The sequence below is a fragment of the Pseudomonas sp. FW305-7 genome (assembly GCF_058786735.1).
This window is the reverse complement of the sequence record NZ_JBYSZA010000009.1, coordinates 97,583-124,336: the sequence shown is the minus strand read 5'-3', so window position 1 is coordinate 124,336 and position 26,754 is coordinate 97,583. Positions and strand designations below refer to the sequence as shown.

Genomic DNA, 26,754 nt, shown 5'->3' with positions numbered 1-26,754 from the left:
ATGGCTACGCTCGAACTTCGCAACGTCAACAAGACCTACGGTGCCGGCCTGCCGGACACCCTGAAGAACATCGAACTGTCGATCAAGGACGGTGAGTTCCTGATCCTTGTCGGCCCGTCGGGCTGCGGCAAGTCGACCCTGATGAACTGCATTGCCGGCCTGGAAACCATCACCGGTGGCGCGATCATGATCGGCGACCAGGACGTCAGTGGCATGAGTCCGAAGGATCGCGACATCGCCATGGTGTTCCAGTCCTATGCGCTGTACCCGACCATGAGCGTGCGCGAGAACATCGAGTTCGGTCTGAAAATTCGCAAGATGCCGCAGTCGGCGATCGACGAAGAAGTCGCACGCGTGGCCAAGCTGCTGCAGATCGAACACCTGCTCAACCGTAAACCCGGTCAGCTCTCCGGTGGTCAACAACAGCGCGTGGCGATGGGCCGGGCACTGGCGCGGCGGCCGAAGATTTATCTGTTCGATGAACCGCTGTCCAACCTCGACGCCAAGCTGCGCGTCGAGATGCGTACCGAAATGAAACTGATGCACCAGCGCCTGAAAACCACCACGGTCTACGTGACCCACGACCAGATCGAAGCGATGACTCTGGGTGACAAAGTGGCGGTGATGAAGGACGGCATCATTCAGCAGTTCGGCACGCCGAAAGAGATCTACAACGACCCGGCCAACCTGTTCGTGGCGAGCTTCATCGGCTCGCCGCCAATGAACTTCATTCCGCTGCGTCTGCAACGCAAGGACGGTCGTCTGCTGGCGCTGCTCGACAGTGGCCAGGCGCGTTGCGAATTGCCGATGGGCATGCAGGACGCCGGTCTCGAAGATCGCGAAGTAATTCTTGGTCTGCGCCCGGAACAGATCGTTCTGGCAAACGGCGAGGGCAACGGCCTGCCGAGCATCAAGGCTGAAGTGCAAGTCACCGAGCCGACCGGGCCGGACACGCTGGTTTTCGTCAACCTGAACGACACCAAAGTTTGCTGCCGTCTGGCGCCGGACGTGGCACCGCAGGTCGGTGAGAGCCTGACGCTGCAATTCGATCCGTCGAAAGTGCTGTTGTTCGATGCCAAGACTGGCGAGCGTTTGGGTGTTGCGGCCCAACCACAGACCGATGCGCGGTCTGCGAACGTGGCGCAATTCAAGGGCCGCTAAGAAATCAATGCAGGAATACGGTTATGTGGGAGCTGGCTTGCCAGCGATGCAGGCCACTCGGTTTGTCGTCGAGCCGAGTCGCTGCCATCGCTGGCAAGCCAGCTCCCACAGGGATCGGATTCCATAGGGGAGCACGCGGTGGATTGCCTGTAATCCATCGCAAATTATGTAAACCACGTTGGAAAAAAACAGTTAATAACAATAAAGACGAGGATGTAGGGATGAAAAAGAAACACGTCAATGCCCGGTTGATCTGCCAAATCTCCGCCGCGGCAGCATTGGTGCTGGCTGGTAACGCGATGGCCGCGGATGCCTTCAGCTCCGATTCCAAATGGATGACCGGCGACTGGGGTGGTGAGCGGACCAAGCTGATCGAGCAGGGTATCGACATCAAGGCCGACTACGTAGGGGAAGTCGGTGGCAACCTGCACGGTGGTTACGACAACGACAAGACTGCGCGTTACGCCGACCAGTTCGGTCTGGGTGTGGCACTCGATCTGCAAAAGCTGTGGGGCTGGGACAACACTCAGGCCAAGATCCAGCTGACCAACCGTAACGGCTACAACATCTCCAACGACCGCGTTGGCGATCCGCGTGCCGGCACCTTGAGTTCGTCTCAGGAAGTCTACGGCCGTGGCCACATGGTGCGTCTGACCCAGTTGTGGATTCAGCACCAGTTCTTCGACAACAAGCTCGACGTCAAGGCCGGTTACTTCGGCGAAGGCGAAGACTTCAACACCTTCCCGTGCGACTTCCAGAACCTGGCGTTCTGCGGCTCGCAAGTGGGTAACTGGGCGACCAACATCTGGTACAACTGGCCAGTCAGCCAGGCCGCGATCCGCGTCAAGTACAACATCAACGACGAGCTCTACGCGCAGATCGGTGCGTACAACCAGAACCCGTCGCAGCTGGAACACGGCAACGGCTTCAAACTCAGTGGCAGCGGCACCGCCGGTACTGTGTTGCCGGTCGAATTGGTCTGGTCGCCGAAGGTCAACAGCCTGCCGGGCGAATACCGTTTCGGTTACTACAAGAGCACCGCTGATGCCAGCGACGTCCGTGAAGACGTCAACGGTCTCAACGCGGCAGAGACTGGCGACGCCTACAAGACCCACAGCAGCAAACACGGCTACTGGTTCGTCGCGCAACAGCAACTCACCAGCCACAACGGTGATGCGACTCGCGGTCTGAACATCGCCGCCAACGCCACGTTCCACGACAAGGACACCAACTTCATCGACAACTATCAGTCGGTGATGTTCGTCTACAAAGGCCCGTTCGACGCACGTCCGAAAGATGACATCGGTATCGGCGCGGCGCGTATCCACGTCAACGATGACGTGAAGAAAAACGCGGAGCTGCTGAACGCTTCCAACGGTGTTTCGGATTACGACAATCCGGTGTTCTCGCCGATTCGTGAAACCGAATACAACTACGAGCTCAACTACGGCATCCACGTTACCAATTGGCTGACCGTGCGTCCTAACCTGCAATACATCACGCATCCGGGCGGTGTGGATGCAGTGGACAACGCTTTGGTCGCTGGCCTGAAAATTCAGTCTACGTTCTAACGCGTCTGCGATAAGCTCCTCTCTATGTGCGCATATTTGCGGACAGCCCAGGCTGTCCGCTTTTTTTTGGGGCAAGCGCCGCCCTGTGAAAGTCGAGTTCAGGATCGTGGCAAATGCATGAGCATCCGCTACAACGCTTCTTCAAATCCCTGCGTGAACGACCGGTGTTCGCCTGGGAGCGCTATCAGATGCGCGACGTGTTGGTGATCGATCATCCGCTGTGTCAGGCGGTGTTCAGTCGTCAAGGCGCGCAGTTGCTGCACTTTCAACCGCGTGGGCAAAAGCCGTGGTTGTGGTGTGCGGCGAAGTGGCCGCATGTCGGCGCCATTCGTGGCGGCGTGCCGGTGTGCTGGCCGTGGTATGGCCGCCATCCGAGTGAAAACGCCTGGCCGTCGCATGGCTGGGCGCGGCTGCTCGACTGGAAATTGATCGACAGCAGCAGTGCTGACGACGGCGTGCGCCTGCATTGGCAGTTGCAGTTGTGCGACTGGCAGGTGGACCTGCACGCGCACCTGGGCGAGCGCATGGAATTACGCCTGAGCACCGAGCATCAGGACGACATGCCGTGCCAGATGAGCCAGGCTTTGCACGCTTACTGGCGTATTGGTGATGTCAGCGAGATAGCGCTGTCTGGGCTCGAAGGCGCGCAGGGTTACGACCAGTTGAATCGTGAAGTTTGCCAGCAGGAAGGCGAGTTACGGGTCGATGGTGGTTGCCAGCGGGTGTTCCAGCACGACGGTGAATTACAGCTCAAGGATCACGCCTGGCAACGCGAGTTGTGCATTGATACTGGTGACAGCGCGGACACGGTGGTGTGGCATCCGGGCTCACGGCCATTGTTGGGCGTGAGCTGGGATGAGATCTCGGAGTTTGTGTGTGTGGAAGCGGCGGCGGGGGGCACTGATAGCCTGCACTTGGCGCCGGGGGAGAAGGCGCATTTGAGTTTGCAGGCGTGGGCTGGGGCTTAGATTATGTAGTTACTGCTGGCCCCATCGCTGGCAAGCCAGCTCCCACAGGTTTTATGGGTGTTCGCAAATTTAATGTTCGGCGCGGACACTGTGGGAGCTGGCTTGCCAGCGATGAGGCCGGACCATTCAATACAGATTCATCAGGCCTCAGTTGAACTCGTCACCCACGGGATACCGGCTCGCATTCAAACTCTCTTTGATCTTGCGCAGATGCGGCTGGAAATCCACCCCACGACGCAACGTCATCCCGGTTGCCAGCACATCCAGCACGGTCAACTGAATGATCCGCGAAGTCATCGGCATATAAATGTCGGTGTCTTCCGGCAGCGGAATGTTCAGGCTCAGCGTACTGGCCTTGGCCAGCGGCGAATTCTCCGCAGTCAGACCCAGCACCGAAGCGCCATTCTCGCGAGCGATACGCGCCACTTCCACCAGCTCACGAGTGCGCCCGGTGTAGGAAATGATCACGAACAACTCACCGGTGTGCGCCACCGAAGCAATCATCCGCTGCATCAACACATCGGCATGCGCAGTGACCGCCAGGTTGAAGCGGAAAAACTTGTGCTGCGCATCCAGCGCCACCGGTGCCGAAGCACCGAGGCCGAAAAAGTGGATCTGCCGCGCCTGAATCAACAGGTCGACGGCGCGGCTGATCAGGTTCGGGTCCAGCGCCTGGCAAGCACTGTCCAGGGACGCGATGGCGCTGCCGAAAATCTTCTGCGTGTAGGCCTCGGGATTGTCATCGGCTTCCACCGCACGGCTGACATACGCCGCGCCGCTGGCCAGGCTCTGCGCCAGTTGCAGTTTCAGTTCGGGATAGCCGCTGACACCGAACGAACGGCAGAAGCGATTGACCGTCGGTTCGCTCACCGACGCCGCCTGGGCGAGGGCGGCAATGCTGAAACGGGTGGCCTGCTGCGGGTTGAGCAGGATCACCTGGGCGACTTTGCGTTCGGCCTTGTTCAGGTCTTCAAGGCGACTCTGGATCTGTTCCAGTAAATTTCGCACGCGGTCCATATGGAATTCCTAATTCACCTGCGCAAAGGTGCGCCGGGCTATGCAAATTGGGCCTTTGATATGGCCCGTGACGGTGGCCTATCCTACTGATGGCTCCGACCGACCACCACTCGGAATCTGTATTTTGCGAAAATGTTGTGGTTATTACTACATTTTCCCTTGAGTGATGCCTTGAAAAAAGGTATTTGTAGCTTAACTTGATAAAAGAACAAACATCATGCCTTCGATTACGGTTGAACCGTGCACCTTTGCCTTGTTCGGCGCGCTTGGCGATCTGGCCCTGCGCAAGCTGTTTCCTGCCCTTTATCACCTCGATGGCGCCGACCTGTTGCACGAGGACACGCGCATCATCGCGTTGGCCCGTGAAGAAGGCAGCGAGCAGCAGCACATGGCGTTCATCGCCGCCGAACTGCGCCGTTACGTCGGCAAGGAACTGGACGAAGCCGTCGCCGAGCGTTTTCTCGCGCGCCTGACTTATCTGCACGTCGACTTCCTCAAGGCTGAAGATTACGTCGCGCTGGCCGAACTGGCCGGCAGCGCGCAACGCATGATTGCTTACTTCGCCACGCCGGCAGCGGTGTACGGCGCGATCTGCGAAAACCTGGCGAAAGTCGGTCTGGCAGAAAACACCCGCGTGGTCCTGGAAAAACCGATCGGCTCCGATCTGGAATCCTCGCGCAAAGTGAATGACGCCGTGGCGCAGTTCTTCCCGGAGAACCGCACTTACCGCATCGACCACTACCTGGGCAAAGAAACCGTTCAGAACCTGATTGCCCTGCGTTTCGCCAACAGCCTGTTCGAAACCCAGTGGAACCAGAATTACATCTCCCACGTGGAAATCACCGTGGCCGAGAAGGTTGGCATCGAGGGCCGTTGGGGTTACTTCGACAAGGCCGGCCAACTGCGCGACATGATCCAGAATCACCTGTTGCAGTTGCTCTGCCTGATCGCCATGGACCCGCCGGCCGACCTGTCCGCCGACAGCATCCGTGACGAAAAGGTAAAAGTGCTCAAGGCGCTGGCACCGATCAGCCCGGAAGGCCTGACCACTCAGGTTGTGCGCGGCCAGTACATCGCCGGCCACAGCGAAGGCAAATCCGTACCGGGTTACCTCGAAGAACCGAATTCCAACACCCAGAGCGACACCGAAACCTTCGTCGCCTTGCGTGCCGACATCCGCAACTGGCGCTGGGCCGGCGTGCCGTTCTACCTGCGCACTGGCAAGCGCATGCCGCAGAAACTGTCGCAGATCGTCATCCACTTCAAAGAACCGTCGCACTACATCTTCGCCCCCGAGCAGCGCCTGCAGATCAGCAACAAACTGATCATCCGCCTGCAACCGGACGAAGGTATTTCGCTGCGTGTGATGACCAAAGAGCAGGGCCTGGACAAAGGCATGCAACTGCGCAGCGGGCCGCTGCAACTGAATTTCTCCGACACCTGGCGTAGCGCGCGGATCCCCGATGCCTACGAGCGGTTGTTGCTGGAAGTGATGAACGGCAATCAGAACCTGTTTGTCCGTAAAGATGAAATCGAAGCCGCGTGGAAGTGGTGTGACCAGCTGATCGCCGGGTGGAAAAAATCCGGTGACGCGCCCAAGCCGTACGCGGCCGGTTCGTGGGGGCCGATGAGCTCCATTGCATTGATCACGCGGGACGGGAGGTCGTGGTATGGCGATATCTGATGTGAAACTGCCTGCGGGCGTGAATGCTCACGAATTCAAGAGCCCGGTGCTGTTGGCTGAAGGTCTGGCGCTGAATGTGGCCAAGCAATTGAGCGAGGCCATTACTGCACGCGGCAACGCCGTGCTGGTGGTGTCCGGCGGTCGCAGTCCGGTGGCGTTTTTCCAGCACTTGGCCAAGCAGGAACTGGATTGGTCGAAGGTCGTCATCACCCTCGCCGACGAACGCTGGGTACCGGTTGAACACACCGACAGCAATGCCGGCTTGCTCAAGCAATATCTGCTCAAAGGTCCGGCAGCCAAGGCGCAGTTTCTCAGCCTTTATAGCGCGGCGGCCAACGTCGAGCAGGCTGCTGAACAGGCCGACCGTTTGCTCGCCGAGTTGCCGCCGATTGACGTCCTGGTGCTGGGCATGGGCGATGACGGTCACACCGCGTCGCTGTTCCCCGACAGCCCGAACCTGGCCGAAGCGCTGCAAGCTGACGGCACGCGCCGTTGCTGGCCGATGCTCGCGCCGAGCGTGCCGCGTCAGCGCCTGACCATGAGCCGTGCGTTGTTGGCGTCGGCGAAGCACAAGATTCTGTCGATTTCCGGTCAATCAAAACTGACCACCCTGAATGCCGCACTGGCATCCGACGACGTCGCGGCCATGCCGGTTCGCGCGTTTCTGCAACCTACGTTAGAGATTTACTGGTGCCCATGAGCCAAGGAACAGCCGCTATGACAACCCCATCCCCGACCGTTTCCATGGCGGACAAAGTTGCCCTGATCGACAGCCTCTGCGCCAAGGCGCGGATCCTGCCGGTGATCACCATCGCTCGCGAACAGGACGTGCTGCCACTGGCCGACGCCCTCGCTGCCGGTGGCCTGACCGCGCTGGAAGTGACCCTGCGTTCGCAGTTCGGCCTCAAGGCGATCCAGATCCTGCGCGAGCAGCGTCCGGAACTGGTCACCGGTGCCGGCACCGTGCTCGATCGCAACATGCTCGCAGCGGCTGAGGCGGCGGGTTCGCAATTCATCGTCACCCCGGGCATCACCCGCGACTTGCTCGAAGCCAGTGTCGACAGCCCGATTCCGCTGTTGCCGGGTATCAGCAACGCCTCCGGCATCATGGAAGGCTATGGTCTGGGCTATCGTCGTTTCAAACTGTTCCCGGCTGAAGTCAGCGGTGGCGTGGCGGCAATCAAAGCCCTTGGCGGCCCGTTCGGTGAAGTGAAATTCTGCCCGACCGGCGGCGTCGGCCCGGCCAACATCAAGAGCTACATGGCGCTGAAAAACGTCATGTGCGTGGGCGGTAGCTGGATGCTTGATCCTGAGTGGATCAAGAACGGCGACTGGGCCCGTATTCAGGAATGCACCGCCGAGGCATTGGCGCTGCTGGACTGATAGCAACCTTACACTTCGTTGTGTGTTCTACGGCTTTACGGTGCGCTTGGTCGGTGCACCGTTTTTTTTTGCCCCGAAAAAAGTGGCGAATACATCCCGCGATACATAGTTACCGCACAAGCGGTTTTTTCCGGCGCTAATCTGCGTGCTTCTTATGGAAGAGAGCACGTGTCATGGATCGAGACTTCTCCGCCTCATCGCCACAACCGGTTTATCAATTGGCCCCCGAACAAATTGCCGGGCCGTATTTTCGCAATCCCAAACTCTTGCGTCGCAACATCAGCGAAGGCGCTGAAGGCTTGCCGCTGATCCTGCGCCTGACCATTGTCGATGCGATGACCGGCGAGCCCGTCAACGGCGCTCTGGTGGACATCTGGCATTGCAATGCACGAGGCGCCTACTCCGGCTGGAGCCGGCTCAACCCGGACACCGAGGTCGATGTTGACGCGATCGGTTCGATCCCGCGCACGGACGATGACACTTACCTGCGTGGCAGCCAGTTCTGCGATCACAAGGGGCGAGCGCGGTTTACCACCATCTATCCCGGCTTCTACGCCGGCCGCGCGCTGCACATCCATGTGGCGGTGCGCATCGTTGCCGGCAACGAATACCTGGAAGAACGCAACGTCGCCTGGGTCGGCCAATTGTTCTTTCCCGAGGTGGTTTCACGTTCCGTGCTCAACGCACAAGCCTATCGCGGGCGCGCTTCATCTCCGCTGCAAAACATCGAAGACAGCCTCTATGCCGGGCAGAACGGTGAAGCATCAATCCTGACGGTCTGGCCGATCGGCCGTGACTCGCACGAGGACGGCTACTTCGGCCATCTGACCATCGGCATCGACACCTTTGCGGCGTCGTCGCAGATCAAACCCGAGGACTTCGACAAGTACACTGTCTAACCGTCTCAGCGCAGCTCGTTCAGCGCGCGGGTCAGTAACTGCATATCGGTGGCGGTGGTGGTCAGTCCCGGGGTAATACGGATACACGGCCCGCACGCTGCACCGGTGCGCACCACGGTGAACAGGTTATGGTCTTTCAGTAGCCGCTCGGCCATCACCTGTTGGTCGTCGTGGCGAGTGAAGCGCATCGCGGTGATGCCGCAGTACAGACGCGCGTCGTCCGGAGTCATCACCTCGATGCCCGGCAAGTGCCGTACGGCGCTGACCCACAGATTGCGCAGGTAGTTGAGCCGCGCACCTTTGGCCGCCGCCCCACCCAGTGATCGGTGCTCCTCGAACACCAGCGGCAGGCTCATCAGCGCCGGAATATTGGGGGTGCTGTAGGACGTGCGAGCCCGGATGTCATTGCTCGGGTAGTGCATCTCGCCCATGTCCGGATCAATGTCGGCCAGGCGTTGCGGGGCGATATAAAGAAAGCCCAGGGTCAGCGGTGCGCCGATCCATTTGTGCAGGTTATAGCCGGCGAACGCGATGCCCATGGCTTCGAGGTCGAATTCCAACTGACCGAGGGCGTGTGCGCCGTCGAGGATGATATCGACGCCATGTTCCTTGGCCATTGCCGCAATTGCCTGCACCGGCATCACCAGACCGGTGCGGTGGGTCACATGGGTCAGCGCCATCAGCTTGAGCTGGGGATGACGGACAAAAGTCTCGCGATACGTCTCCAGCAGACTGTCGAAACTGGCCGGATGCGTGTGAGCGATCTCGATCACCTCGACACCGCGATGTCTGGCCAGCCAGCGCATGGCGCCTTTGACCGTGTCGTATTCGAGGTCGCTGATCAGCACCTGATCGCCCGGTTGCAGGCGGTTGTAGTTACGGATCAACGATTGCAGGCCTTCAGTGGCATTGCGGGTGAAGGCAACGCTCTGCGCACGCACGCCAATCAACTCGGCCAGTTGCGCGCGGATGTCGAGGTTATCGTGCTGCTCGAAGCGTTGGCGCACATACACCGAGTTGCTGTTGTTGATCAGCTCGATGTTGCGTTGGTACTCCTCGATCACCGTGCGCGACATGCGCCCGAAGTAACCGTTTTCCAGGTTCACGGGGCCGGGGTGAGCGTCATAACGATCAGCGAACGTTCGCCAGAAGGCTTCGTCTCGGGCGCGGCGGGTGTTATCGGGCATGATCGACAGGGCTCAAATAGAGGAGGGCGCTTCAGTGGCGCGGGGCAGGTTTGCCGTGTTTGGCGCGTAGCGGTTCGAGCAAATCGGACAGGCCGTTGTGGTCGATCTCCTGCATCAATGCCAACAAGCCACCGAGTTCGCCGTGGGGAAAACCTTCACGGGCGAACCAGTTCAAGTAAGGCCCCGGCAGGTCGGCAATGATCCGGCCCTTGTATTTGCCGAAGGGCATTTCACGGGTGATCAGCAGTTCGAGTTTTTCGGGATTCATCGGGTCTCGTCTGGATTCAAAATCAAACTGGAAAATACAGGCATTCTGCATGCAGGCCAAATGACAGATCATGCAAATAACCGTGATACAGATAGTTCAATTATCTATAAATCATTGATAAATAAGGATTTACTATCAGCGAAAAAGCTGGCACGCACTCTGCAATATCCCTTGCATCTTCAACCGATCGCAAGGAATTGAAAAATGACCGACGTAAACAAAGAAGCCATCTCTGTACTCAATGACCTGATTGAAACCAGCAAGGACGGTCAGGAAGGGTTCAAGACTTGCGCTGAAGACATCAAGCATCCTGAACTGAAAACCCTGTTCGTGACTCGCTCTGCCGACTGCGCCACTGCCGCTGCTGAACTGCAAGCGGAAGTTCGCAAACTGGGCGGCGATCCGGAAACTTCCACCAGCGTCAGCGGTGACCTGCACCGTCGCTGGGTCGACGTCAAAGCCATGTTTACCGGCAAAGACGAAGAAGCGGTGCTCAACGAAGCCGAGCGCGGTGAAGACCATGCGCTGAAGGCTTACAAAGAAGCGCTTGAGAAAATTTCCAAGCACAACCTGGTGGGTATTCGTGATCTGGTTGAACGTCAGTACCACGGCGTACAACGCAACCACGATCAGGTGAAAGCCCTGCGTAACCAGGCTCGCGCTCGCTCGTAAGCGTTCGTAGCCCACAAAAAACGCCAGCTAGTCTGGCGTTTTTTTATGTGTCCGGGAAAGCAGAAGCAGAAGCCCCTCACCCTGGCCCTCTCCCGGAGGGAGAGGGGACTGACCGAGGTGGATGTTGGAGATACACCGACTTGAGCGATCTGAGGTGAACTCAGGTTTTGAAAAGCACGAAGATCGGCTCCCTTTCCCCCTCACCCCACAAATCAATCAGCCAATGCTGATCGCCGGCAACGTCGGCAATGTCACGGTCTGCTGCTTGCGCGGCGCCAGAATCTCGGCCTCGCCATCCACCACCAGTTCATCACGCTGGTTGAACACACGAGTGGCAATTCGCACACGAAACTTCGGCAGCTTCTCGAGAATTTCCAGGCGCACTGTCAGCGTGTCACCGATCTTCACTGGCTTCTGAAAGCTCATCTGCTGACCGATATAAATAGTGCCCGGCCCAGGCAACTCGCACGCCACCGCCGCACTGATCAGCGCACCGCTGAACATGCCGTGAGCGATACGCTCCTTGAACATGCTGGCGGCGGCGAATTCGGCGTCCAGGTGCACCGGATTGTGGTCGCCGGACATTGCGGCGAACAACTGGATATCGCGCTCTTCGACGGTCTTGCTGTAGCTGGCGGTCTGGCCGACTTCGAGGGCTTCGTAAGGGATGTTGGTAACCTGGGTCATCGGTCTTGATTCCTGTGACGGATTAAATGAATCCACAAAAAGTTATTCGCTGCGGTGAGGGCGGGGATGGCTCAGGGCCTGGTCGATCCAGGTCAGCACATCGGCGATCACTTCGTCGCGGTTGGTTTCGTTGAACAATTCGTGCCGCGCCTGCGGGTAGATCTGCAGTTGCAGGTTTTGGCTGCCGGCCGTGCGCAAGGCATTGGCCAGATCAGTCAGACGCTTGCCTTCACTCACCGGATCACATTCGCCGCCGATTACCAGCAGCGGCAGGCCCGGGTCGATCTGGGCGAGATTGGACGCTTTGCTGATTTGCTGCAAGCCGCCGAGCAAATCGATCCACAGCTGATTGGTGCAGCGAAAGCCGCACAGCGGATCGCTGGCGTACTTGTCTACCTCGCCCGGATCGCGGCTGAGCCAGTCGAACGGCGTGCGCACCGGTTTGAATTTGTTGTTGAACGAGCCGAACGACAACCACTCGATCAACGCGCTGCGACCCTTGCCACCCTGACGCAGCTTTTCCACGCGAGCGATCTGCCGTGCGGCGCCATAGAGCGCCACCGGTTGAAAGTTCGAACCACTGAGAATCGCGCCGTGCAGGCTGGCGCTGTGGTGCAGTAAATAGCCCTGGGCAAGGTAACTGCCCATGCTGTGCCCGAGCAGAATGATCGGGACGCCGGGATGTTGCTGGCCGATGTATTGGTTGAGGCTGGCCAGGTCACCCAGCACTTTGCACCAGCCGTCGTCATCGGCGAAATGCCCGAGCGTGCCGTGATCGGCAGTTTTGCCATGTCCACGCAGATCCGGCGCGTATACGCCATAGCCTTTGTCGCAAAACGTGTCGGCGAGCCGTGCGTAACGACCGCTGTGTTCCGCCATGCCATGGGCCAGCAAAATCACCGCTTTCAATGGCGCGGCCGGCAGCCACTGATTGACGAAGAGGCGGCTGCGGTCACTCGCGTCCAGCCATAGGGTGTCGTGGATCATGGCGATTCCTTTGCTCAGAGTCGAAGCATTGTATAGCGCATCTGTTGATCGCCGTCCGATCAGCCCACGCCACGGCAGGAAGATTCACACGATCAATGACGGCTGTGCCCTTATTTGCCTGATTGGCCATAACTGCTAGTGTCCGTGAAGCTCCGCTTTTTGCTTTCTGTTTTCAATGGACGAAAGAGAAATGACAGAAACGCGGCCCCGGATCGGCTCAGGTAAAGAGGACAAGAACAATGCAACCTGATTTCTGGAATGACAAACGCCCGGCCGGCGTACCGCTGGACATCGACATGGGCGAGTTCAAGTCGGTGATCGAGGTGTTTGAGCGTTCCTGCAAGAAGTTCGCGGACCGCCCGGCCTTCAGCAACATGGGCGTGACCCTGACTTATGCCGAACTCGAACGCCAGAGCGCCGCTTTCGCCGGTTACCTGCAAACACATACCGATCTGGTGCCGGGGGATCGCATCGCGGTGCAGATGCCCAACGTTCTGCATTACCCGATTGCCGTGTTCGGCGCCTTGCGCGCCGGGCTGATCGTGGTCAACACCAACCCGCTGTATACCGCGCGGGAGATGCGCCACCAGTTCAAGGATTCCGGCGCGCGGGCGCTGGTGTACCTGAACATGTTCGGCCAGAAAGTCCAGGAAGTGCTGGCCGACACCGACATTCAATACCTGATCGAAGCGAAGATGGGCGACCTGATGCCAACCGCCAAAGGCTGGCTGGTCAACACCGTGGTCAGCAAAGTGAAAAAAATGGTCCCGGCGTATTCGCTGCCGCAGGCGATCTCCTTCAAAAGCGCATTGCGCATGGGCCGCGGCTTGGGGATCAAGCCGCTGAAGGTCAGCCTCGACGATATCGCCGTGCTGCAATACACCGGCGGCACCACGGGCCTGGCTAAAGGCGCGATGCTGACCCACGGCAACCTGGTGGCGAACATGCAGCAAGTGCGCGCCTGTCTCGCGCAACTGGGGCCGGATGGGCAGCCGCTGCTGCGTGAAGGCCAGGAAGTGATGATCGCGCCGCTGCCGCTCTATCACATCTATGCGTTCACCGCGAATTGCATGTGCATGATGGTGTCCGGCAATCACAACGTGCTGATCACCAACCCGCGGGACATCGCCGGGTTCATCAAGGAACTGAAGAACTGGAAGTTTTCGGCGCTGCTGGGGCTCAACACCCTGTTCGTCGCGCTGATGGAACACCCGGATTTCAAGACCCTGGATTTCTCCAGCCTGAAACTCACCAACTCTGGTGGCACCGCGTTGGTGAAAGCCACGGCCGAGCGCTGGGAGCAGCTCACTGGTTGCCGCATCACCGAAGGCTACGGCCTGACCGAAACCTCACCGGTGGCCTGCACCAACCCGTACGGCGACCAGTCACGTCTGGGCACCGTCGGTTTACCGGTGCCGGGCACGCTGTTGAAAGTGATCAACGATGACGGCGTCGAACAAGCGCTGGGCGAGCGTGGCGAGTTGTGCATCAAAGGCCCGCAGATCATGAAAGGCTACTGGCAAAAGCCTGAAGCCACGGCCGAAGTGCTGGATGCCGAGGGCTGGTTCAAGTCCGGCGACATTGCGGTGATCGATCCGGACGGCTTCGTGCGCATCGTCGATCGCAAGAAGGACATGATCATCGTCTCCGGTTTCAACGTGTACCCCAACGAAATCGAAGACGTGGTGATGGCCCACCCGAAAGTCGCCAACTGCGCGGTGATCGGTGTGCCGGACGAACGTTCGGGGGAGGCGGTGAAGCTGTTTGTGGTGGCGCGGGAAACCGGTGTGAGCCTTGAAGAGTTGAAGGCTTACTGCAAAGAGAATTTCACCGCGTACAAAGTACCCAAGCACATTGTGTTGCGTGAGTCGTTGCCGATGACGCCTGTAGGGAAAATTCTGCGGCGTGAGTTGCGCGATATCGCCTGATCGGTGAATGGCCGCGCTTTGCGCGGATCGCGGGCAAGCCACGCTCCCACGGGGATCTATGCAGACCTTGTGGGAGCGGGCTTGCCCGCGATGCTTTTGACAGGAAAGCCCCCGAAATCCGGGACTTTCAAGGTGATATAGGATTTTTGCTCTAAAATGACTGCCAGAAAGTCTTGAGTCATCAATGTGACTGTAGGGGCCGCTTTTGGCTCTAGTCGACCCTCGGCAAAGCTGCTACTCTCGGCGCGCTTTGTGACTTCTCGGCCTATGTAAAAGCCAGATTCACCAATACAAAACACACACCAATAATAATCGCATCAAATGCGGTGAAGAATTCGCGTTGCTGAGGAGTGGGCTTCCATGATCGAAGACTTTTGGAAGGATAAATACCCGGCTGGAATTGCTGCCGACATCAATCCAGACGAGTATCCGAACATTCAGGCAGTGTTGAAGCAATCCTGCCAACGCTTCGCCAACAAACCGGCTTTCAGCAACCTGGGCAAGACAATCACCTACGGTGAATTGTATGAATTGTCCGGTGCGTTTGCCGCGTATCTGCAACAGCATACCGATTTGCAGCCCGGTGATCGAATCGCCGTGCAATTGCCCAACGTTCTGCAGTACCCGGTAGCCGTCTTCGGTGCGATCCGCGCCGGGCTGATCGTGGTCAACACCAACCCGCTGTATACCGCGCGGGAAATGGAACACCAATTCAACGACTCCGGTGCAAAAGCGCTGGTGTGCCTGGCGAACATGGCGCACCTGGCCGAAACCGTGGTGCCGAAAACCGGCGTCAAGCACGTTATCGTCACCGAAGTCGCCGACCTGCTGCCGCCGATCAAGCGCCTGCTGATCAACAGCGTCATCAAGTACGTGAAGAAAATGGTCCCGGCCTATCACTTGCCCAAAGCCGTCAAGTTCAACGACGTGCTGAGCAAGGGCCAGGGCCAGCCAGTGGCCGAAGCCAACCCGGACAGCGGTGATGTTGCCGTGCTGCAATACACCGGCGGCACCACCGGCGTGGCCAAAGGTGCGATGCTGACCCACCGCAACCTCGTCGCCAACATGCTGCAGTGCAAGGCGCTGATGGGCTCCAACCTCAATGAAGGTTGCGAGATCCTGATCACGCCGCTGCCGCTGTACCACATCTATGCGTTCACCTTTCATTGCATGGCGATGATGTTGATCGGCAACCACAACATCCTGATCAGCAACCCGCGCGACCTGCCGGCGATGGTCAAGGAACTGTCGAAGTGGAAGTTCAGCGGTTTCGTCGGCCTCAACACGCTGTTCGTGGCGCTGTGCAACAACGAAGGTTTCCGCAAGCTGGATTTCTCCGCGCTGAAAGTCACCCTGTCCGGCGGTATGGCCCTGCAACTGGCTGCCGCCGAGCGCTGGAAAGCCGTGACCGGTTGCCCGATCTGCGAAGGTTACGGCATGACCGAAACCAGCCCGGTGGCCACGGTCAACCCGATCCAGAACATCCAGATCGGCACCATCGGCATTCCGGTGCCATCGACCCTGTGCAAAGTCATCGACGATAACGGTGTCGAGCAGCCGCTGGGCGAAATCGGTGAGCTGTGCGTCAAGGGCCCGCAAGTGATGAAGGGCTACTGGCAGCGTCAGGAAGCCACTGATGAAATGCTCGACAGCGAAGGCTGGCTGAAAACCGGCGACATCGCGCTGATCCAGCCGGACGGCTACATGCGCATTGTCGATCGCAAGAAAGACATGATTCTGGTCTCCGGTTTCAACGTCTACCCGAACGAACTGGAAGACGTGCTGGCGACTCTGCCGGGCGTGTTGCAGTGTGCCGCGATTGGTGTGCCGGACGAGAAGTCGGGTGAGGCGATCAAGATCTTCATCGTCGCCAAGCCGGGCGTGACCCTGACCAAGGAAACGGTGATGGAGCACATGCGCGCCAACGTCACCGGCTACAAGGTGCCGCGTTCGGTGGAGTTTCGCGATGCGCTGCCGACCACCAACGTCGGCAAGATCCTGCGTCGCGAATTGCGTGACGAAGAGCTGAAGAAGATCAAGGCGAAGAACGCCGCATAAAACAAAAAGCCCCGCCGATGCGGGGCTTTTTGTTGGTGGGCAGCAGGGTTTTAGATATCTGTTGTGTGGTTAAACCAGCCCCTCACCCCAGCCCTCTCCCAATGGGAGAGGGGGAAAGGGAGTAGATCTTCATGCTGTTCAGAGCCTGAGTTCAACTCGATATTTCAGGTCGGCGTACCTTGCCCAGAAACCTCGGTCGGTCCCCTCTCCCTCTGGGAGAGGGCTAGGGTGAGGGAAAAGGGCGTCCCCCAAATCTTACTGGCGAAACGGCGCGAAATTCACGTTGGTACCTGCCGGACGCATGTCCTGCAAGTAAGAATCCTTGTCCGCACTCAACTCCAGGCTCAACGCCGCTTTGCGCTTGCCCTCGTTGCGAATCACCAGACCTTCGAGCTTTTCACGCAGAAACACCGTCGGCACTTTCAGGTGCAGCAGTTCGTCGGTCGCCGGGGTGTGCATCAGCAGGTGAATCCACTCGTACTGACCAACGGCCAGGCGCGACACCGGCAGGTCGAACCACCAGATATTGCGGTTACGGTTGAGTTCGGCGAAGTGGCAGTTGTTGGAGCCGAGCACAGCGCCGCCCAGTTCCTGGTTTCTACGGGCAATGGCCTGCTTTTTATCGAGTTTCATAACATTCCTGCGGGATCTGATCTTTGGCGCACGGCGCCCATAGGTGCGCATTCTCGGGGCTGGGCGGGTAAACATAAAGCCCAACCTGCGCAGAGCGACGAAAAGAAGCACCGAAAAATAAATGAAACTCCGCGCAAACCCGGCCGGTCAATCATTACGTACTGACTTTTCCCCCTAATTGCACCAAGGAGAAACACCATGAGTAGCACAGGCGATAAAGTAAAAGGCATGGCCAACGAAGCTGTCGGCAACGTCAAGCAAGGCGTCGGTAAAGCCACCGACAACCCCAAGCTGCAAACCGAAGGCAAGATTCAAGAGAAAAAAGGCGAAGCCCAGCAAGCTGTCGGCAAAGCCAAAGACGCTGTGAAGAAAACCGTCGACAAGGCGTAATCGCGTCTTGAACGAAACAGCGAAGCGGCCATCCAAGGATGGCCGTTTTTGTGTCAAAAGCCTGCGCTGACCCCACCAAGGGTCGCCAAGTAGGCTACCGTGAGGTAAAAAACGGCCCCTGAGTCGCCACGACTTCAACCTGTATTGCGGCGAAAGGAGACGCGAATGATATTTCCGGACATGAAAGGTCTGCCCCTGCACCGGGTGATGGTGCGCACGGTCACTGAATTCGTCGACGACGAGATGTCGACTTATGCATCGGCACTGGCCTACCAGATGCTGTTCTCGCTGTTCCCGTTCATCCTGTTTCTGATTGCCCTGATCGGTTTTCTGCACCTGCCGGATTTCTTCTCCTGGCTGCGCCTGCAATCGGAACTGGTGTTGCCGCCGCAAGCGCTGGAGCAGGTCAACCCGGTGATCGACCAGTTGCAGCAGTCCAAGGGCGGCTTGCTCTCGGTCGGTATCGTTATCGCCTTGTACACCGCTTCAGCGGGCGTGCGGCTGATGATGAGCGCGATGAACGCCGCTTATGACGTGGTCGAAGGCCGGCCGGTCTGGAAGCGTTTTCCGCTGTCGATTTTCTACACTGTCGGCATCGCCGGCATGCTGCTGGTGGCTGCTGCACTGATGGTGCTCGGGCCGCAGGTGATGGGCTGGATTGCCGCGCAGGTTGGCCTGGAAGAAGTCATCGTCACTGTCTGGACCATCGCGCGCTGGCCGGTGATCGTGATTTTGATGATGGTCGCCGTGGCCCTGATCTATTACGTGATGCCCGACGTCAAACAGGAATTCCGTTTCATCACGCCGGGTTCGGTATTGGCCGTGGTGGTGTGGATCATCGCTTCGTTGGGTTTCGCGTTCTACGTGAAAACCTTCGCCAACTACAACGCGATGTATGGCAGCATCGGCGCGATCATCGTGCTGTTGCTGTATTTCTACATTTCCGCGGCGGTGTTGTTGCTCGGTGCGGAGATGAATGCGGTGATCGAGCACATGTCCAGCGAAGGCAAGGACGAGGGCGAGAAAGTCCCCGGCGAACTGGACGAACATCCCAAACAACACGTCTCGGGCCTGGGCCGCGATCACTCGCTCAAGCCGGACACTGACGAAGTCTGATCATGATCCGTGAAATCCTCAAAATGGGCGATGAACGCCTGCTGCGTATCGCTCCGCCCGTCCCGCCGGAAATGTTCGACAGCCCCGAGTTGTGGCAACTGATCGACGACATGTTCCAGACCATGGAAAGCGTCGGCGGCGTCGGCCTGGCCGCACCGCAGATCGGTGTCGACCTGCAACTGGTGATCTTCGGTTTCGAGCACAGCGAACGTTATCCGGATGCCGAGGCTGTGCCGCAGACGATCCTGATCAACCCATTGATCACACCGTTGAATCCGTTGATGGAAGAGGGCTTTGAGGGCTGCCTGTCGGTGCCGGGTTTGCGTGGTGCGGTGGAGCGTTATCAGCAGATTCGCTATGAAGGGTTTGATCCGAAGGGCCAGCCGATTGTGCGGGTGGCTTCGGGTTTCCACGCGCGCGTTGTGCAGCACGAATGCGATCATTTGATCGGCCGGTTATACCCGTCGCGCATCACCGACTTCAGCAAGTTCGGCTTCACCGAAGTGATGTTCCCCGACCTCGATCCAACCGCCGACGATTAACCCAGGCCAACACATTCCCTTTGTAGGAGTGAGCCTGCTCGCGATAGCGGTCTGTCAGTCACCGAAAATGTCACTGACACACTGCTATCGCGAGCAAGCTCACTCCTACAGGGTTTTGCATCAGATTGAAGGTTTGCGCTCCATCGCGATCATCGGCTTGCTCCGCGCATACCGGCTCAATCGCTCCGCCATCGCCTGCGGCAGGGCCGGGTCGACCGTGAACCCGCGCCGCTCATAAAACCCGCGCAAATCCGGATGACAGAACAGCCACACTGGCTCCGTTACATCCTGCAGCGCCGCAGCGATCAACTGTGCGGCAAGCCCCTGTTCACGACACGCCGGATCAACAAACAACCCCGTCAACCATTGCCCGCCCGCCACCGGCCGCAAACACAACGCCGCGACAATGTCGCCACGCCGGGCCACCCACAAGTGTGCATCGCGCACGGCTTTCATCGAGGATTGATGGCTGCGGTAAAACTTGTTCATCAACGGCCAGAGAGACTCGTCGAGCAGGCTGTATTGGGTATCGGGCATGGGATCGGACTGTCGGTGGGCAAAGCGTCGATTATAAAAGAACGCACGCCTCGGGATAGGTGTATACCTGAGCCTACAGCCCTGTGAGTGGAGTACCCATCATGTCCAAAGGTTTGAATTCCAAGAAAGCCGACAAGAAAAAACCGGCCAAGACCGCCATTGAAAAACGTGCGGAGAAAAAAGCCAAGAAAGTCGACATTTTCGGCCATTGATCGCACCCATCAGGAGCCCGGTTCTCGGGCTCCCGCCTGAACCCGAAAATAATCTGCAGGATTCATCGACGTCGTTGCACAGAAGGGCAAGATTCCCGTTCCGAGCAACGCCATGCCCCATTACTTCGACGCCGCCCATCGCGAGCAAATCGACACCCTGCGCCAACGCTTCACTGCGCGCACCGAGTGGCCGACCTGGCTGTTGCTGATCGGCGTGTATGGCGCCTGGTTCGCCATCGTCCTCAACAGCGATTGGCTCGGTCGTGGCTGGAGCACCGTGCTGCTGGTTCCGCTGCTGGTGCTGTGGTTGTCGGTTCAACATGAACTGCTCCACGGGCATCCGACCCGCTCGACCTTCGTCAACAAAGTCCTCGGTTATGCGCCGTTTGCGGTGTGGTATCCGTACACGCTGTATCGCGACAGTCATTTGTTGCATCACCGCGATGAAGACCTGACCGTTCCCGGTGTCGATCCGGAAAGTCGTTACCTGACGGCGGCGGGCTGGCAGGGCAGTTCGTTGTTTGCGCGCGGCCTGCATTGGCTGAACAAAACCGTCCTCGGTCGATTCGTGATTGGTGCGCCGCTGGGGCTCTTGGCGCTGGCGAGTGAGGAACTGCAACGGCTGAAGAACGGCGAGCGCCAAGCGTGGCTGATGTGGCTGACTCACGGCGCGTTCACGTTATTGATGCTGTGGTTCATCGCCCGCTACAGCGCCTTGCCGGTATGGCATTACCTGCTGCTGATCAGTGTGCCGGCGCTGTCGATTGCAATGATCCGCTCCTACTATGAACATCGTCCGCACGCGCAACCTGAGCAACGCACGGTGCTCAACGAAGCCGCATGGCCGTGGCGCTGGCTGTTTCTGAATCTGAATTTTCATCTGGTGCATCACGACCTGCCGGGGCTGGCGTGGTATGACTTGCCGCAGGCATACCGGATGCGCCGTGAGCAATGGCTGGCGCGCAGTGGCGGGTTTCTGGTGCGAGGGTATGGGCAGTTGTGGCGGCGGCATGGTTTCAAGCCGATCGACAGTCCGCAGCATCCGTTTCACTGACCGCACGGCCACCGCTAAACCCTGTGGGAGCGGGCGTGCCCGCGAAGGCGATCTGTCTGAAAACAATGATGTTGGAGGTGCTGGCCTCTTCGCAGGCAAGCCCGCCCCCACAGGGTTATTTATGGGTAGGGAAGGATGGGGATGACCCAACACCACATAGAGCTTCTGATGTATATCGCGCCTGAGCCCATCCGTGCAGCGAACGAGCGCTGGATTGCGCGCATCCTCGAACACCTGGGCGTGATTCGTCTGAACGCGGAAAACCTGTCGCTGCCGGAACTATGGCTTTCGCCGGATTTGCTGCTGACCCAAACCTGCGGTTATCCCTTGATGACGGCGCTACGCGGCAAGGTCCGAATCGTCGGCCGTCCTCGTTACGAACTCCCCGACGCCAGCGCCGGCAACCATTGCAGCCTGATCCTCTGCCGCGCCGATGACCCGCGCAAAATCCTCGCGGACTTTCGCAACAGTCGCGGAGTGATCAACAGCGAGGATTCCAACAGCGGCATGAACCTGTTGCGCCAACGCCTGGCGCCGTTGCAGCAGAACGGCCAGTTTTTCGCCTCGGTCGGCGTCAGCGGCGGACACCGCGAGAGTCTTCGCTGGTTGCGCGAAAATCTTGCCGATCTGGCCGCCATCGACAGCGTGACCTACGCCTGTCTTGCACAGTGCGCACCCGAGGAGGTCAGCGGATTACGGCTGGTGGCGCGCAGTGCCTTCAGCCCGACGCTGCCGTTCATTACCGTTGCCAATGCCACGGATGAGCAAGGCGAGCAGTTGCGCCGAATGATGAATCAATCACTGCGTGAGCTTCCCGACGTCGCACAGACATTGGGGCTGGTTGAAGTGCTGTCGGCCACTGAAAGCGACTATCGGGTGATTCTCGATTATCAGCGTGAGGCTGAAGATTTGGGTTACGGCCGCTTACGCTGAAAGATCAAAAATGAATATAAAAATAAGATTTAAATATTATTAATGCATAAGGCGCCTTGCTACGATCGCGCCACCGGAACACCGGACATTCAGCGACCCTTCACCAAGGAGCCCTTATGTCCGGCGCCGATCTGTCTCACCGCCAGCAACTCGAAAAGCTGTTCCGTGCCCACTATCACTGGCTCTGCAGCTACCTGCGCCGGCATCTGCATGACGCAGCCAGCGTTGAGGACATCGCCGCCGAAACCTTTGCGCAACTGCTCGAAGCCCCCAGCCTGACCGCGATCCGTGAACCTCGCGCGTTGCTCACCACCGTCGCCCAACGCCTGTTATATCAACGCTGGCGCCGCGCCGACCTGGAGCGCCGTCACCAGCAGCAGATCGATGTGGATTACGCCGCCTCGCCGGAAGACATCGCGCAATTGACCCAAACCCTCAGCCGCCTCGATCACAGCCTGCAACGGTTGCCGGGCAAAGTCCGCTCGACCTTTCTGCTCGCACGCATCGATGGCCTGACCTACCCGCAAATCGCCGCCGAACTGGGCATCTCGCAGCGTTCGGTCAGCGTGTACATGACCCGTTCCCAGGCGCTGTGCGAGCGCCACAGTGCCAATCAATTCCTACAAGACAAGAGGTCTGCATGAGATCGATCAAAACCCTGCTCGGCGGTTCGCTGCTGGCACTGAGCCTGAGCGTCGGCGCCGTTTCTGCGGCGGAGCAAACCGCACCGATTCACTTCGGTGACATCACTTGGGAAAGCGGCAGCTTCATCACCGAAGTGCTGCGCCTGATTGTCGAGAAAGGCTACGGCTACTCGACGGATACGCTGCCGGGCAGCACCGTCAGTCTGGAAGCAGCGCTGGCGAAAAACGATATTCAGGTGATCGGCGAGGAATGGGCCGGGCGCAGTCCGGCGTGGGTCAAGGCGGCCAATGAGGGCAAAGTCTTTGGTCTCGGTGACACAGTCAAAGGCGCCACTGAAGGCTGGTGGGTGCCGGAGTACGTGATCAAGGGCGACCCCGAGCGCGGGATCAAGCCATTGGCGCCGGAGCTGAAATCAGTGGCGGACCTGCCGCGCTATAAAGACGTGTTCCGCGACCCGGAAGACCCGAGCCGTGGGCGCTTCCTCAACAGCCCGACCGGTTGGACTTCGGAGATCGTCAACAGCCAGAAGCTCAAGGCCTATGCCCTGAACGACAGCTTCGTCAATTTCCGCACCGGCTCCGGCGCGGCGCTGGATGCCGAAGTGGCGTCGTCGATCAAGCGCGGCAAACCGGTGCTGTTCTACTACTGGTCGCCGACGCCACTGTTGGGTCGTTTCAAACTGGTGAAGCTTGAAGAGCCGCCGTTCGATGCCGAAGCCTGGAAGACTCTGGCCGATGCGAACAACCCGAATCCGAAAGGCACGCGCTCGATGCCGGCGAGCCTGGCGATTGGCGTATCAGCACCGTTCAAGGCGCAGTATCCGGAACTGGTGAAGTTTTTTGAAAAGGTCGATTTGCCGATTGATCTGCTCAACCAGACGCTGGCCGGGATGAGTGAAAAACGCCAGCAACCACGCGTGGTGGCAGAGGCGTTTTTGCGTGATCAGCCGCAAGTCTGGAAGCCATGGGTGCCGGGTGACGTAGCTGACAAGGTGAGTGGAAGTCTGTAAGTCATTTCTGTTGTTTTTGTAGTGTTTGTAATGGCCTCTTCGCTGGCAAGCCAGCTCCCACAGAAATTGCACTATTTGAAATAGCGCAGAACCCTGTGGGAGCTGGCTTGCCAGCGATTGTGTCCGCCTCGCCAAAACCTCCCCGCGCTGAACCGATTCTTGTGCAAAAAGTGCCAGATACTGGCCGACTAGTGGCCTTGCGCAAGGCTTTGCGCTGTCTATGCTCACACATAACTAACTATGTCGACCGTCATGCCAAACATGCAGCGCGTACAGCGTTAGCCCGTGATTCATGCTGCCAGAGTGCGCAATACGAGGCACCGACACTGAACCAACAAGGAGCATCATTTAAATGGAAGTTCTTCAACACGTTAGGGCTGGCCCGCGAGCGGGCTATCAAGAGAAGGATGTCTTGATTAGAGCGTCGCTGCATGGACTCTCCGATTGATCATCATTTATCACCTGACAACTTCCTCCCGTGGAGGAATGCGTGTGCCTGTTCTGTGGAACGTAGTGGTGGATTCTGAAAGACCTGAACTTTCATCAAATCAAAAGACCGCGCTGAAGGTGATACAACCATGTTCAACCTACATCACAAGGCTGACCTGCAGGAAATCGAGCGATTCAGTTGTGCGCTGACTGAGGCCAACGCCAAGTTGGCCGCGATCAGCCGTTCGATGGCAATGATCGAGTTCACCCCCGAAGGCATCGTTCTGGATGCCAACGAGAACTTCTGCAAAACCATGGGCTACAGCGCTGAAGAAGTGCGCGGCAAGCATCACCGGATCTTTTGCGAGGAAGTCTTCTATCGCAGCGAGGAGTACGCCAAGTTGTGGCGCGATCTCGCTCGGGGCGAGCCGATCAGTGGGACTTTCCTGCGCTTGAACAAAAGCGGCAAGGAAGTCTGGCTCGAAGCCAGCTACATGCCGGTGTATGGCCCGGACAAGCAAGTCCGAAGTGTGATCAAAGTGGCGTCGGACATTACCGCGCGGATCAACAAGGAACATGAAGAAGAAAGCATGCTGGCGGCCATCGGTCGCTCGATGGCGGTGATCGAGTTCACCCCGGAAGGCAATGTGATCAGCGCCAACGAAAACTTTCTGAAAACCATGCAGTATTCGCTCAACGAAGTCGTCGGCCATCACCACAGCCTGTTTTGCCATCGCGCCGAGGCCGAGTCAGCGCAATACAAGGCCTTCTGGGCCTCGCTCAATCGCGGCGAATATCACTCGCACCGTTTCGAGCGCAAGAACAAGTCCGGGCAGATGGTTTACCTGGAAGCGTCGTATAACCCGCTGTTCGATGCGAAAGGCCGGCTGTACAAAGTGGTGAAGTTCGCCAGCGACATCACCCATCAAATGACCACGCTGCAAAACGCCGCGGAATCGGCCCACAGCACTTCGGTACAAAACGACGCCTGCGCGCAAAAAGGCTCACAGGTCGTGCAGCAAACCGTGCAGATCATTCAGGACATTTCCCGCGACCTCAACGAAGCCGCGGTCAGCATCGATGCGGTCAGCAAACAGTCGGACATCATCGGCACCATCGTCCAGACCATTCGCGGCATCGCCGATCAGACCAATCTGCTGGCGCTGAATGCCGCCATCGAAGCGGCTCGAGCCGGTGAGCATGGGCGTGGATTCGCGGTAGTGGCGGATGAGGTGCGCAGCCTCGCAGCCCGTACCAGCCAGGCGACGCTGGAAATTGTCGAAGTGGTGCGCAAGAACCATGATCTGTCACTGAGCGCGGTGTCGAGCATGCAATCGAGCCTGAGTCGCACCGGGCTCGGGGTGGAACTGGCGAACGAGGCGGGGGAGGTGATTCTGGAGATTCAGCAGGGGTCACGGCATGTGGTCGATGCGATCAGCCAGTTCAATGAGACGCTGCAACTAAACTGATGAAGATATAAGCACAGCCCCGCCAATGCGCGGGGCTGTGGGCTGACAATTTAAACAACAGGCTTAGTGTATTCCTGCAGTGAAAAAGTCCCGTGGATATCTCCACGCAACCCAGGGCTTTCAGTAGGTACGGCGGTGAACCGGAAGCTGCCTTTAATAAAGGTTTTTTCGAAATCCACTTCGTCTAACGTAAATTCGCCTTCCGTAGCCATCCAGGATTCAGCTGCGTTTCTTGGGTTATAAAACGAGTGGCCCGGTTCCATAGCATATTTACCAACCTTGATTGGACCGCGTATGTCAATCCGGCATCCCCAAGGCAACTCGCTGGGATCATCGTAGTTCCATCCTCGCAGTGTCAGAGAGTTCGAAGATAATTCCACGCTATGTATCTTGGTTGGCACCACAATCTCTTCGCCACCGTTTTCTCGCGCTCTCAAATTGAAGCGCCCACTGGCTTTGGTTTTTTCGCTCATGACCTGTCTTCCTTGTCTTTAATCGAGGGCATTGCCCCCAGCCGGATGGCAGGTCGATGTTTACTCGGTTCACCCAGAACGTCTACTGTCAGAAATTACAGGTGGCGGGGTTTATGCGACGAGTGGTCTACCTGCTGAAAACAAAAAAAGTCCCTTTCAGGACTTTTTTATCAAACACGTAGCGATCAAAGCGCGGCGAGAAACTTGTCCGCCAACTTGTCGCTGTCCTTCACGTCATTGACGTTTTCTTTCTCGGACTGCGCCAACTTCATCTTGTCCTGCATGCGCTCGGCGATCTCCTTGCCGATAGCCAGTTGTTTCTCTGGCGGCATGTTCTGGATGTCTTCTTCGGTAATGCCCAGATCCCGGAGGATGTTGTCGCGCAGACGCTGTTCCGGCGACTTGCTCATGTAGTCCTTGAACTCGTCGGTAGCCGAAGGAGTGGCTTTGGTCGCGTCGGAGATATCGGTGGCTTGCAGGTTGACGCGGGTCTTGGCGAACGCTTCGTCGACGTTGTCGCTGATGCGCGTCGCTTCGGCAACTTGCTGAGTAGCAATCTGCGTGGCCGAATCCTGGACCTTGGCGGTCGCGTCGGTGGCTTGCGCCTGCGTCTGGTTTTGCAACGTCTGCAGCATGGCACCGTGCAGGCCACCTTGCAGACCGGCTGCGGCGGCGGAGGTGGCGTCGTCATTCAGCTGCTTGGGCAGGTGGATGATTTGCTGATGTTTGGCGCTGACCAACATGATGAATTGACCTGTAGGTAATTGCTGACTGCCGTACAGCAGCAATTAACGTGCCCGTCCCGCAAGTGCTTGTATTTCAACAGGTTGGTCAACAAACCG

General features: G+C 58.3%; 27 protein-coding genes and 1 pseudogene. 19 read left to right on the top strand and 9 right to left on the bottom strand.

The genetic code is table 11. From position 1 onward, the window contains the following. The 3 genes from AC3WMT_RS13735 to AC3WMT_RS13725 all read left to right on the top strand — a co-directional run bounded on the left by AC3WMT_RS13735 (position 1) and on the right by AC3WMT_RS13725 (position 3,700). On the top strand, positions 1 to 1,161 hold the full coding sequence (locus AC3WMT_RS13735) for an ABC transporter ATP-binding protein (RefSeq protein WP_103303990.1): 1,161 nt from the start codon (positions 1 to 3) through the stop codon (positions 1,159 to 1,161). A gap of 221 nt (positions 1,162 to 1,382) precedes the next feature. Then, entirely contained in the window at positions 1,383 to 2,732 is a 1,350-nt protein-coding gene (locus AC3WMT_RS13730) for a carbohydrate porin (RefSeq protein WP_103303991.1), read from the top strand. Positions 2,733 to 2,845: 113 nt separating this feature from the next. Beyond that, positions 2,846 to 3,700 carry a D-hexose-6-phosphate mutarotase gene (locus tag AC3WMT_RS13725; protein WP_103303992.1) on the top strand — a complete coding sequence of 285 codons (855 nt, stop codon included), beginning with the start codon at positions 2,846 to 2,848 and terminating at the stop codon, positions 3,698 to 3,700. 147 nt (positions 3,701 to 3,847) lie between these two features. Here the strand turns inward: AC3WMT_RS13725 and AC3WMT_RS13720 are convergent, their stop codons facing one another. After that, positions 3,848 to 4,708, bottom strand: coding sequence for a MurR/RpiR family transcriptional regulator (locus AC3WMT_RS13720; RefSeq protein WP_177431396.1), 861 nt, complete (start codon positions 4,706 to 4,708; stop codon positions 3,848 to 3,850). A 226-nt stretch (positions 4,709 to 4,934) separates the two neighbouring features. Between AC3WMT_RS13720 and zwf the strand changes: the two genes are divergently transcribed. The 4 genes from zwf to AC3WMT_RS13700 all read left to right on the top strand — a co-directional run bounded on the left by zwf (position 4,935) and on the right by AC3WMT_RS13700 (position 8,683). Then, positions 4,935 to 6,401, top strand: a complete 1,467-nt coding sequence (gene zwf, locus AC3WMT_RS13715; protein ID WP_103303994.1) for a glucose-6-phosphate dehydrogenase — start codon at positions 4,935 to 4,937, stop codon at positions 6,399 to 6,401. Next, positions 6,388 to 7,101 (top strand): 6-phosphogluconolactonase, encoded by a 714-nt coding sequence (gene pgl / locus AC3WMT_RS13710; RefSeq protein ID WP_103303995.1) that lies wholly within the window; start codon positions 6,388 to 6,390, stop codon positions 7,099 to 7,101. The genes zwf and pgl overlap by 14 nt, the downstream gene beginning before the upstream one ends. Positions 7,102 to 7,118: 17 nt before the next feature. Then, positions 7,119 to 7,784, top strand: coding sequence for a bifunctional 4-hydroxy-2-oxoglutarate aldolase/2-dehydro-3-deoxy-phosphogluconate aldolase (locus AC3WMT_RS13705; RefSeq protein WP_007969324.1), 666 nt, complete (start codon positions 7,119 to 7,121; stop codon positions 7,782 to 7,784). A gap of 173 nt (positions 7,785 to 7,957) precedes the next feature. Next, positions 7,958 to 8,683 carry an intradiol ring-cleavage dioxygenase gene (locus AC3WMT_RS13700; RefSeq protein WP_103303996.1) on the top strand — a complete coding sequence of 242 codons (726 nt, stop codon included), beginning with the start codon at positions 7,958 to 7,960 and terminating at the stop codon, positions 8,681 to 8,683. 5 nt (positions 8,684 to 8,688) lie between these two features. Here the strand turns inward: AC3WMT_RS13700 and AC3WMT_RS13695 are convergent, their stop codons facing one another. Together AC3WMT_RS13695 and AC3WMT_RS13690 are read right to left on the bottom strand one after the other, a co-directional pair. After that, positions 8,689 to 9,870, bottom strand: coding sequence for an aminotransferase class V-fold PLP-dependent enzyme (locus tag AC3WMT_RS13695; protein ID WP_103303997.1), 1,182 nt, complete (start codon positions 9,868 to 9,870; stop codon positions 8,689 to 8,691). Between the two features lie 31 nt (positions 9,871 to 9,901). Then, positions 9,902 to 10,138, bottom strand: a complete 237-nt coding sequence (locus AC3WMT_RS13690; protein ID WP_003227425.1) for a DUF3820 family protein — start codon at positions 10,136 to 10,138, stop codon at positions 9,902 to 9,904. 204 nt (positions 10,139 to 10,342) lie between these two features. Between AC3WMT_RS13690 and AC3WMT_RS13685 the strand changes: the two genes are divergently transcribed. Continuing rightward, positions 10,343 to 10,810 carry a ferritin-like domain-containing protein gene (locus tag AC3WMT_RS13685; protein WP_103303998.1) on the top strand — a complete coding sequence of 156 codons (468 nt, stop codon included), beginning with the start codon at positions 10,343 to 10,345 and terminating at the stop codon, positions 10,808 to 10,810. 216 nt (positions 10,811 to 11,026) lie between these two features. Here AC3WMT_RS13685 and AC3WMT_RS13680 read toward each other — a convergent pair whose 3' ends face one another. After that, positions 11,027 to 11,497: a MaoC family dehydratase gene (locus tag AC3WMT_RS13680; protein WP_003227420.1), complete on the bottom strand. Its 471-nt coding sequence runs from the start codon at positions 11,495 to 11,497 to the stop codon at positions 11,027 to 11,029. A gap of 42 nt (positions 11,498 to 11,539) precedes the next feature. Beyond that, complete coding sequence (locus tag AC3WMT_RS13675) at positions 11,540 to 12,484, bottom strand: alpha/beta hydrolase (RefSeq protein ID WP_103303999.1); 945 nt, start codon at positions 12,482 to 12,484, stop codon at positions 11,540 to 11,542. A gap of 239 nt (positions 12,485 to 12,723) precedes the next feature. Between AC3WMT_RS13675 and fadD2 the strand changes: the two genes are divergently transcribed. Further along, positions 12,724 to 14,412, top strand: a complete 1,689-nt coding sequence (fadD2, locus tag AC3WMT_RS13670; RefSeq protein WP_103304000.1) for a long-chain-fatty-acid--CoA ligase FadD2 — start codon at positions 12,724 to 12,726, stop codon at positions 14,410 to 14,412. Between the two features lie 360 nt (positions 14,413 to 14,772). Next, positions 14,773 to 16,470, top strand: a complete 1,698-nt coding sequence (fadD1, locus tag AC3WMT_RS13665) for a long-chain-fatty-acid--CoA ligase FadD1 (RefSeq protein ID WP_103304001.1) — start codon at positions 14,773 to 14,775, stop codon at positions 16,468 to 16,470. A 255-nt stretch (positions 16,471 to 16,725) separates the two neighbouring features. Here fadD1 and AC3WMT_RS13660 read toward each other — a convergent pair whose 3' ends face one another. Then, complete coding sequence (locus AC3WMT_RS13660) at positions 16,726 to 17,103, bottom strand: hypothetical protein (protein ID WP_103304002.1); 378 nt, start codon at positions 17,101 to 17,103, stop codon at positions 16,726 to 16,728. A 198-nt stretch (positions 17,104 to 17,301) separates the two neighbouring features. Here AC3WMT_RS13660 and AC3WMT_RS13655 point away from each other — a divergent pair, with 198 nt between their 5' ends. The 3 genes from AC3WMT_RS13655 (at position 17,302) to def (ending at position 19,151) form a co-directional block, all read left to right on the top strand. Continuing rightward, positions 17,302 to 17,493 carry a CsbD family protein gene (locus AC3WMT_RS13655; RefSeq protein ID WP_103304003.1) on the top strand — a complete coding sequence of 64 codons (192 nt, stop codon included), beginning with the start codon at positions 17,302 to 17,304 and terminating at the stop codon, positions 17,491 to 17,493. 165 nt (positions 17,494 to 17,658) lie between these two features. Then, the gene (locus tag AC3WMT_RS13650) at positions 17,659 to 18,609 is read left to right on the top strand and encodes a YihY/virulence factor BrkB family protein (protein WP_103304004.1); all 951 of its coding nucleotides are present in this window, start codon (positions 17,659 to 17,661) and stop codon (positions 18,607 to 18,609) included. A 2-nt stretch (positions 18,610 to 18,611) separates the two neighbouring features. Beyond that, complete coding sequence (gene def / locus AC3WMT_RS13645) at positions 18,612 to 19,151, top strand: peptide deformylase (protein WP_103304005.1); 540 nt, start codon at positions 18,612 to 18,614, stop codon at positions 19,149 to 19,151. Between the two features lie 120 nt (positions 19,152 to 19,271). On the opposite strand, the gene AC3WMT_RS13640 is transcribed toward def, so the two are convergent. After that, complete coding sequence (locus AC3WMT_RS13640; RefSeq protein WP_103304006.1) at positions 19,272 to 19,688, bottom strand: GNAT family N-acetyltransferase; 417 nt, start codon at positions 19,686 to 19,688, stop codon at positions 19,272 to 19,274. Positions 19,689 to 20,012: 324 nt separating this feature from the next. On the opposite strand from AC3WMT_RS13640, the gene AC3WMT_RS13635 reads away from it, so the two are divergent. The 6 genes and pseudogenes from AC3WMT_RS13635 (at position 20,013) to AC3WMT_RS13610 (ending at position 25,439) form a co-directional block, all read left to right on the top strand. After that, complete coding sequence (locus AC3WMT_RS13635) at positions 20,013 to 20,954, top strand: fatty acid desaturase (protein WP_103304007.1); 942 nt, start codon at positions 20,013 to 20,015, stop codon at positions 20,952 to 20,954. A 141-nt stretch (positions 20,955 to 21,095) separates the two neighbouring features. Continuing rightward, the gene (locus tag AC3WMT_RS13630; RefSeq protein WP_103304008.1) at positions 21,096 to 21,887 is read left to right on the top strand and encodes a phosphate/phosphite/phosphonate ABC transporter substrate-binding protein; all 792 of its coding nucleotides are present in this window, start codon (positions 21,096 to 21,098) and stop codon (positions 21,885 to 21,887) included. A gap of 116 nt (positions 21,888 to 22,003) precedes the next feature. Further along, a complete protein-coding gene (locus tag AC3WMT_RS13625) occupies positions 22,004 to 22,531 on the top strand; it encodes a sigma-70 family RNA polymerase sigma factor (protein WP_103304009.1) in 528 nt (175 codons plus the stop codon). Beyond that, positions 22,528 to 23,541 carry an ABC transporter substrate-binding protein gene (locus AC3WMT_RS13620; protein WP_103304010.1) on the top strand — a complete coding sequence of 338 codons (1,014 nt, stop codon included), beginning with the start codon at positions 22,528 to 22,530 and terminating at the stop codon, positions 23,539 to 23,541. Before AC3WMT_RS13625 ends, AC3WMT_RS13620 begins: the two co-directional genes overlap by 4 nt. Positions 23,542 to 24,119: 578 nt before the next feature. Beyond that, positions 24,120 to 24,896, top strand: a pseudogene (locus tag AC3WMT_RS13615) (PAS domain-containing protein); the annotation flags it as partial. A 3-nt stretch (positions 24,897 to 24,899) separates the two neighbouring features. Continuing rightward, positions 24,900 to 25,439, top strand: coding sequence for a methyl-accepting chemotaxis protein (locus tag AC3WMT_RS13610; RefSeq protein WP_224787096.1), 540 nt, complete (start codon positions 24,900 to 24,902; stop codon positions 25,437 to 25,439). A 50-nt stretch (positions 25,440 to 25,489) separates the two neighbouring features. On the opposite strand, the gene AC3WMT_RS13605 is transcribed toward AC3WMT_RS13610, so the two are convergent. Beyond that, positions 25,490 to 25,912 (bottom strand): hypothetical protein, encoded by a 423-nt coding sequence (locus tag AC3WMT_RS13605; protein WP_103304013.1) that lies wholly within the window; start codon positions 25,910 to 25,912, stop codon positions 25,490 to 25,492. 185 nt (positions 25,913 to 26,097) lie between these two features. Then, positions 26,098 to 26,655, bottom strand: coding sequence for a hypothetical protein (locus AC3WMT_RS13600; protein ID WP_103304014.1), 558 nt, complete (start codon positions 26,653 to 26,655; stop codon positions 26,098 to 26,100). Positions 26,656 to 26,754: the final 99 nt, after the last annotated feature.

Bases quoted from the DNA above. Each gene is read 5' to 3' on its own strand.
- AC3WMT_RS13735 (WP_103303990.1), top strand. From the start codon at position 1: ATGGCTACGCTCGAACTTCGCAACGTCAACAAGACCTACGGTGCCGGC.
- AC3WMT_RS13730 (WP_103303991.1), top strand. From the start codon at position 1,383: ATGAAAAAGAAACACGTCAATGCCCGGTTGATCTGCCAAATCTCCGCC.
- AC3WMT_RS13725 (WP_103303992.1), top strand. From the start codon at position 2,846: ATGCATGAGCATCCGCTACAACGCTTCTTCAAATCCCTGCGTGAACGA.
- zwf (WP_103303994.1), top strand. From the start codon at position 4,935: ATGCCTTCGATTACGGTTGAACCGTGCACCTTTGCCTTGTTCGGCGCG.
- pgl (WP_103303995.1), top strand. From the start codon at position 6,388: ATGGCGATATCTGATGTGAAACTGCCTGCGGGCGTGAATGCTCACGAA.
- AC3WMT_RS13705 (WP_007969324.1), top strand. From the start codon at position 7,119: ATGACAACCCCATCCCCGACCGTTTCCATGGCGGACAAAGTTGCCCTG.
- AC3WMT_RS13700 (WP_103303996.1), top strand. From the start codon at position 7,958: ATGGATCGAGACTTCTCCGCCTCATCGCCACAACCGGTTTATCAATTG.
- AC3WMT_RS13695 (WP_103303997.1), bottom strand. From the start codon at position 9,870: ATGCCCGATAACACCCGCCGCGCCCGAGACGAAGCCTTCTGGCGAACG.
- AC3WMT_RS13690 (WP_003227425.1), bottom strand. From the start codon at position 10,138: ATGAATCCCGAAAAACTCGAACTGCTGATCACCCGTGAAATGCCCTTC.
- AC3WMT_RS13685 (WP_103303998.1), top strand. From the start codon at position 10,343: ATGACCGACGTAAACAAAGAAGCCATCTCTGTACTCAATGACCTGATT.
- AC3WMT_RS13680 (WP_003227420.1), bottom strand. From the start codon at position 11,497: ATGACCCAGGTTACCAACATCCCTTACGAAGCCCTCGAAGTCGGCCAG.
- AC3WMT_RS13675 (WP_103303999.1), bottom strand. From the start codon at position 12,484: ATGATCCACGACACCCTATGGCTGGACGCGAGTGACCGCAGCCGCCTC.
- fadD2 (WP_103304000.1), top strand. From the start codon at position 12,724: ATGCAACCTGATTTCTGGAATGACAAACGCCCGGCCGGCGTACCGCTG.
- fadD1 (WP_103304001.1), top strand. From the start codon at position 14,773: ATGATCGAAGACTTTTGGAAGGATAAATACCCGGCTGGAATTGCTGCC.
- AC3WMT_RS13660 (WP_103304002.1), bottom strand. From the start codon at position 17,103: ATGAAACTCGATAAAAAGCAGGCCATTGCCCGTAGAAACCAGGAACTG.
- AC3WMT_RS13655 (WP_103304003.1), top strand. From the start codon at position 17,302: ATGAGTAGCACAGGCGATAAAGTAAAAGGCATGGCCAACGAAGCTGTC.
- AC3WMT_RS13650 (WP_103304004.1), top strand. From the start codon at position 17,659: ATGATATTTCCGGACATGAAAGGTCTGCCCCTGCACCGGGTGATGGTG.
- def (WP_103304005.1), top strand. From the start codon at position 18,612: ATGATCCGTGAAATCCTCAAAATGGGCGATGAACGCCTGCTGCGTATC.
- AC3WMT_RS13640 (WP_103304006.1), bottom strand. From the start codon at position 19,688: ATGCCCGATACCCAATACAGCCTGCTCGACGAGTCTCTCTGGCCGTTG.
- AC3WMT_RS13635 (WP_103304007.1), top strand. From the start codon at position 20,013: ATGCCCCATTACTTCGACGCCGCCCATCGCGAGCAAATCGACACCCTG.
- AC3WMT_RS13630 (WP_103304008.1), top strand. From the start codon at position 21,096: ATGACCCAACACCACATAGAGCTTCTGATGTATATCGCGCCTGAGCCC.
- AC3WMT_RS13625 (WP_103304009.1), top strand. From the start codon at position 22,004: ATGTCCGGCGCCGATCTGTCTCACCGCCAGCAACTCGAAAAGCTGTTC.
- AC3WMT_RS13620 (WP_103304010.1), top strand. From the start codon at position 22,528: ATGAGATCGATCAAAACCCTGCTCGGCGGTTCGCTGCTGGCACTGAGC.
- AC3WMT_RS13610 (WP_224787096.1), top strand. From the start codon at position 24,900: ATGACCACGCTGCAAAACGCCGCGGAATCGGCCCACAGCACTTCGGTA.
- AC3WMT_RS13605 (WP_103304013.1), bottom strand. From the start codon at position 25,912: ATGAGCGAAAAAACCAAAGCCAGTGGGCGCTTCAATTTGAGAGCGCGA.
- AC3WMT_RS13600 (WP_103304014.1), bottom strand. From the start codon at position 26,655: ATGTTGGTCAGCGCCAAACATCAGCAAATCATCCACCTGCCCAAGCAG.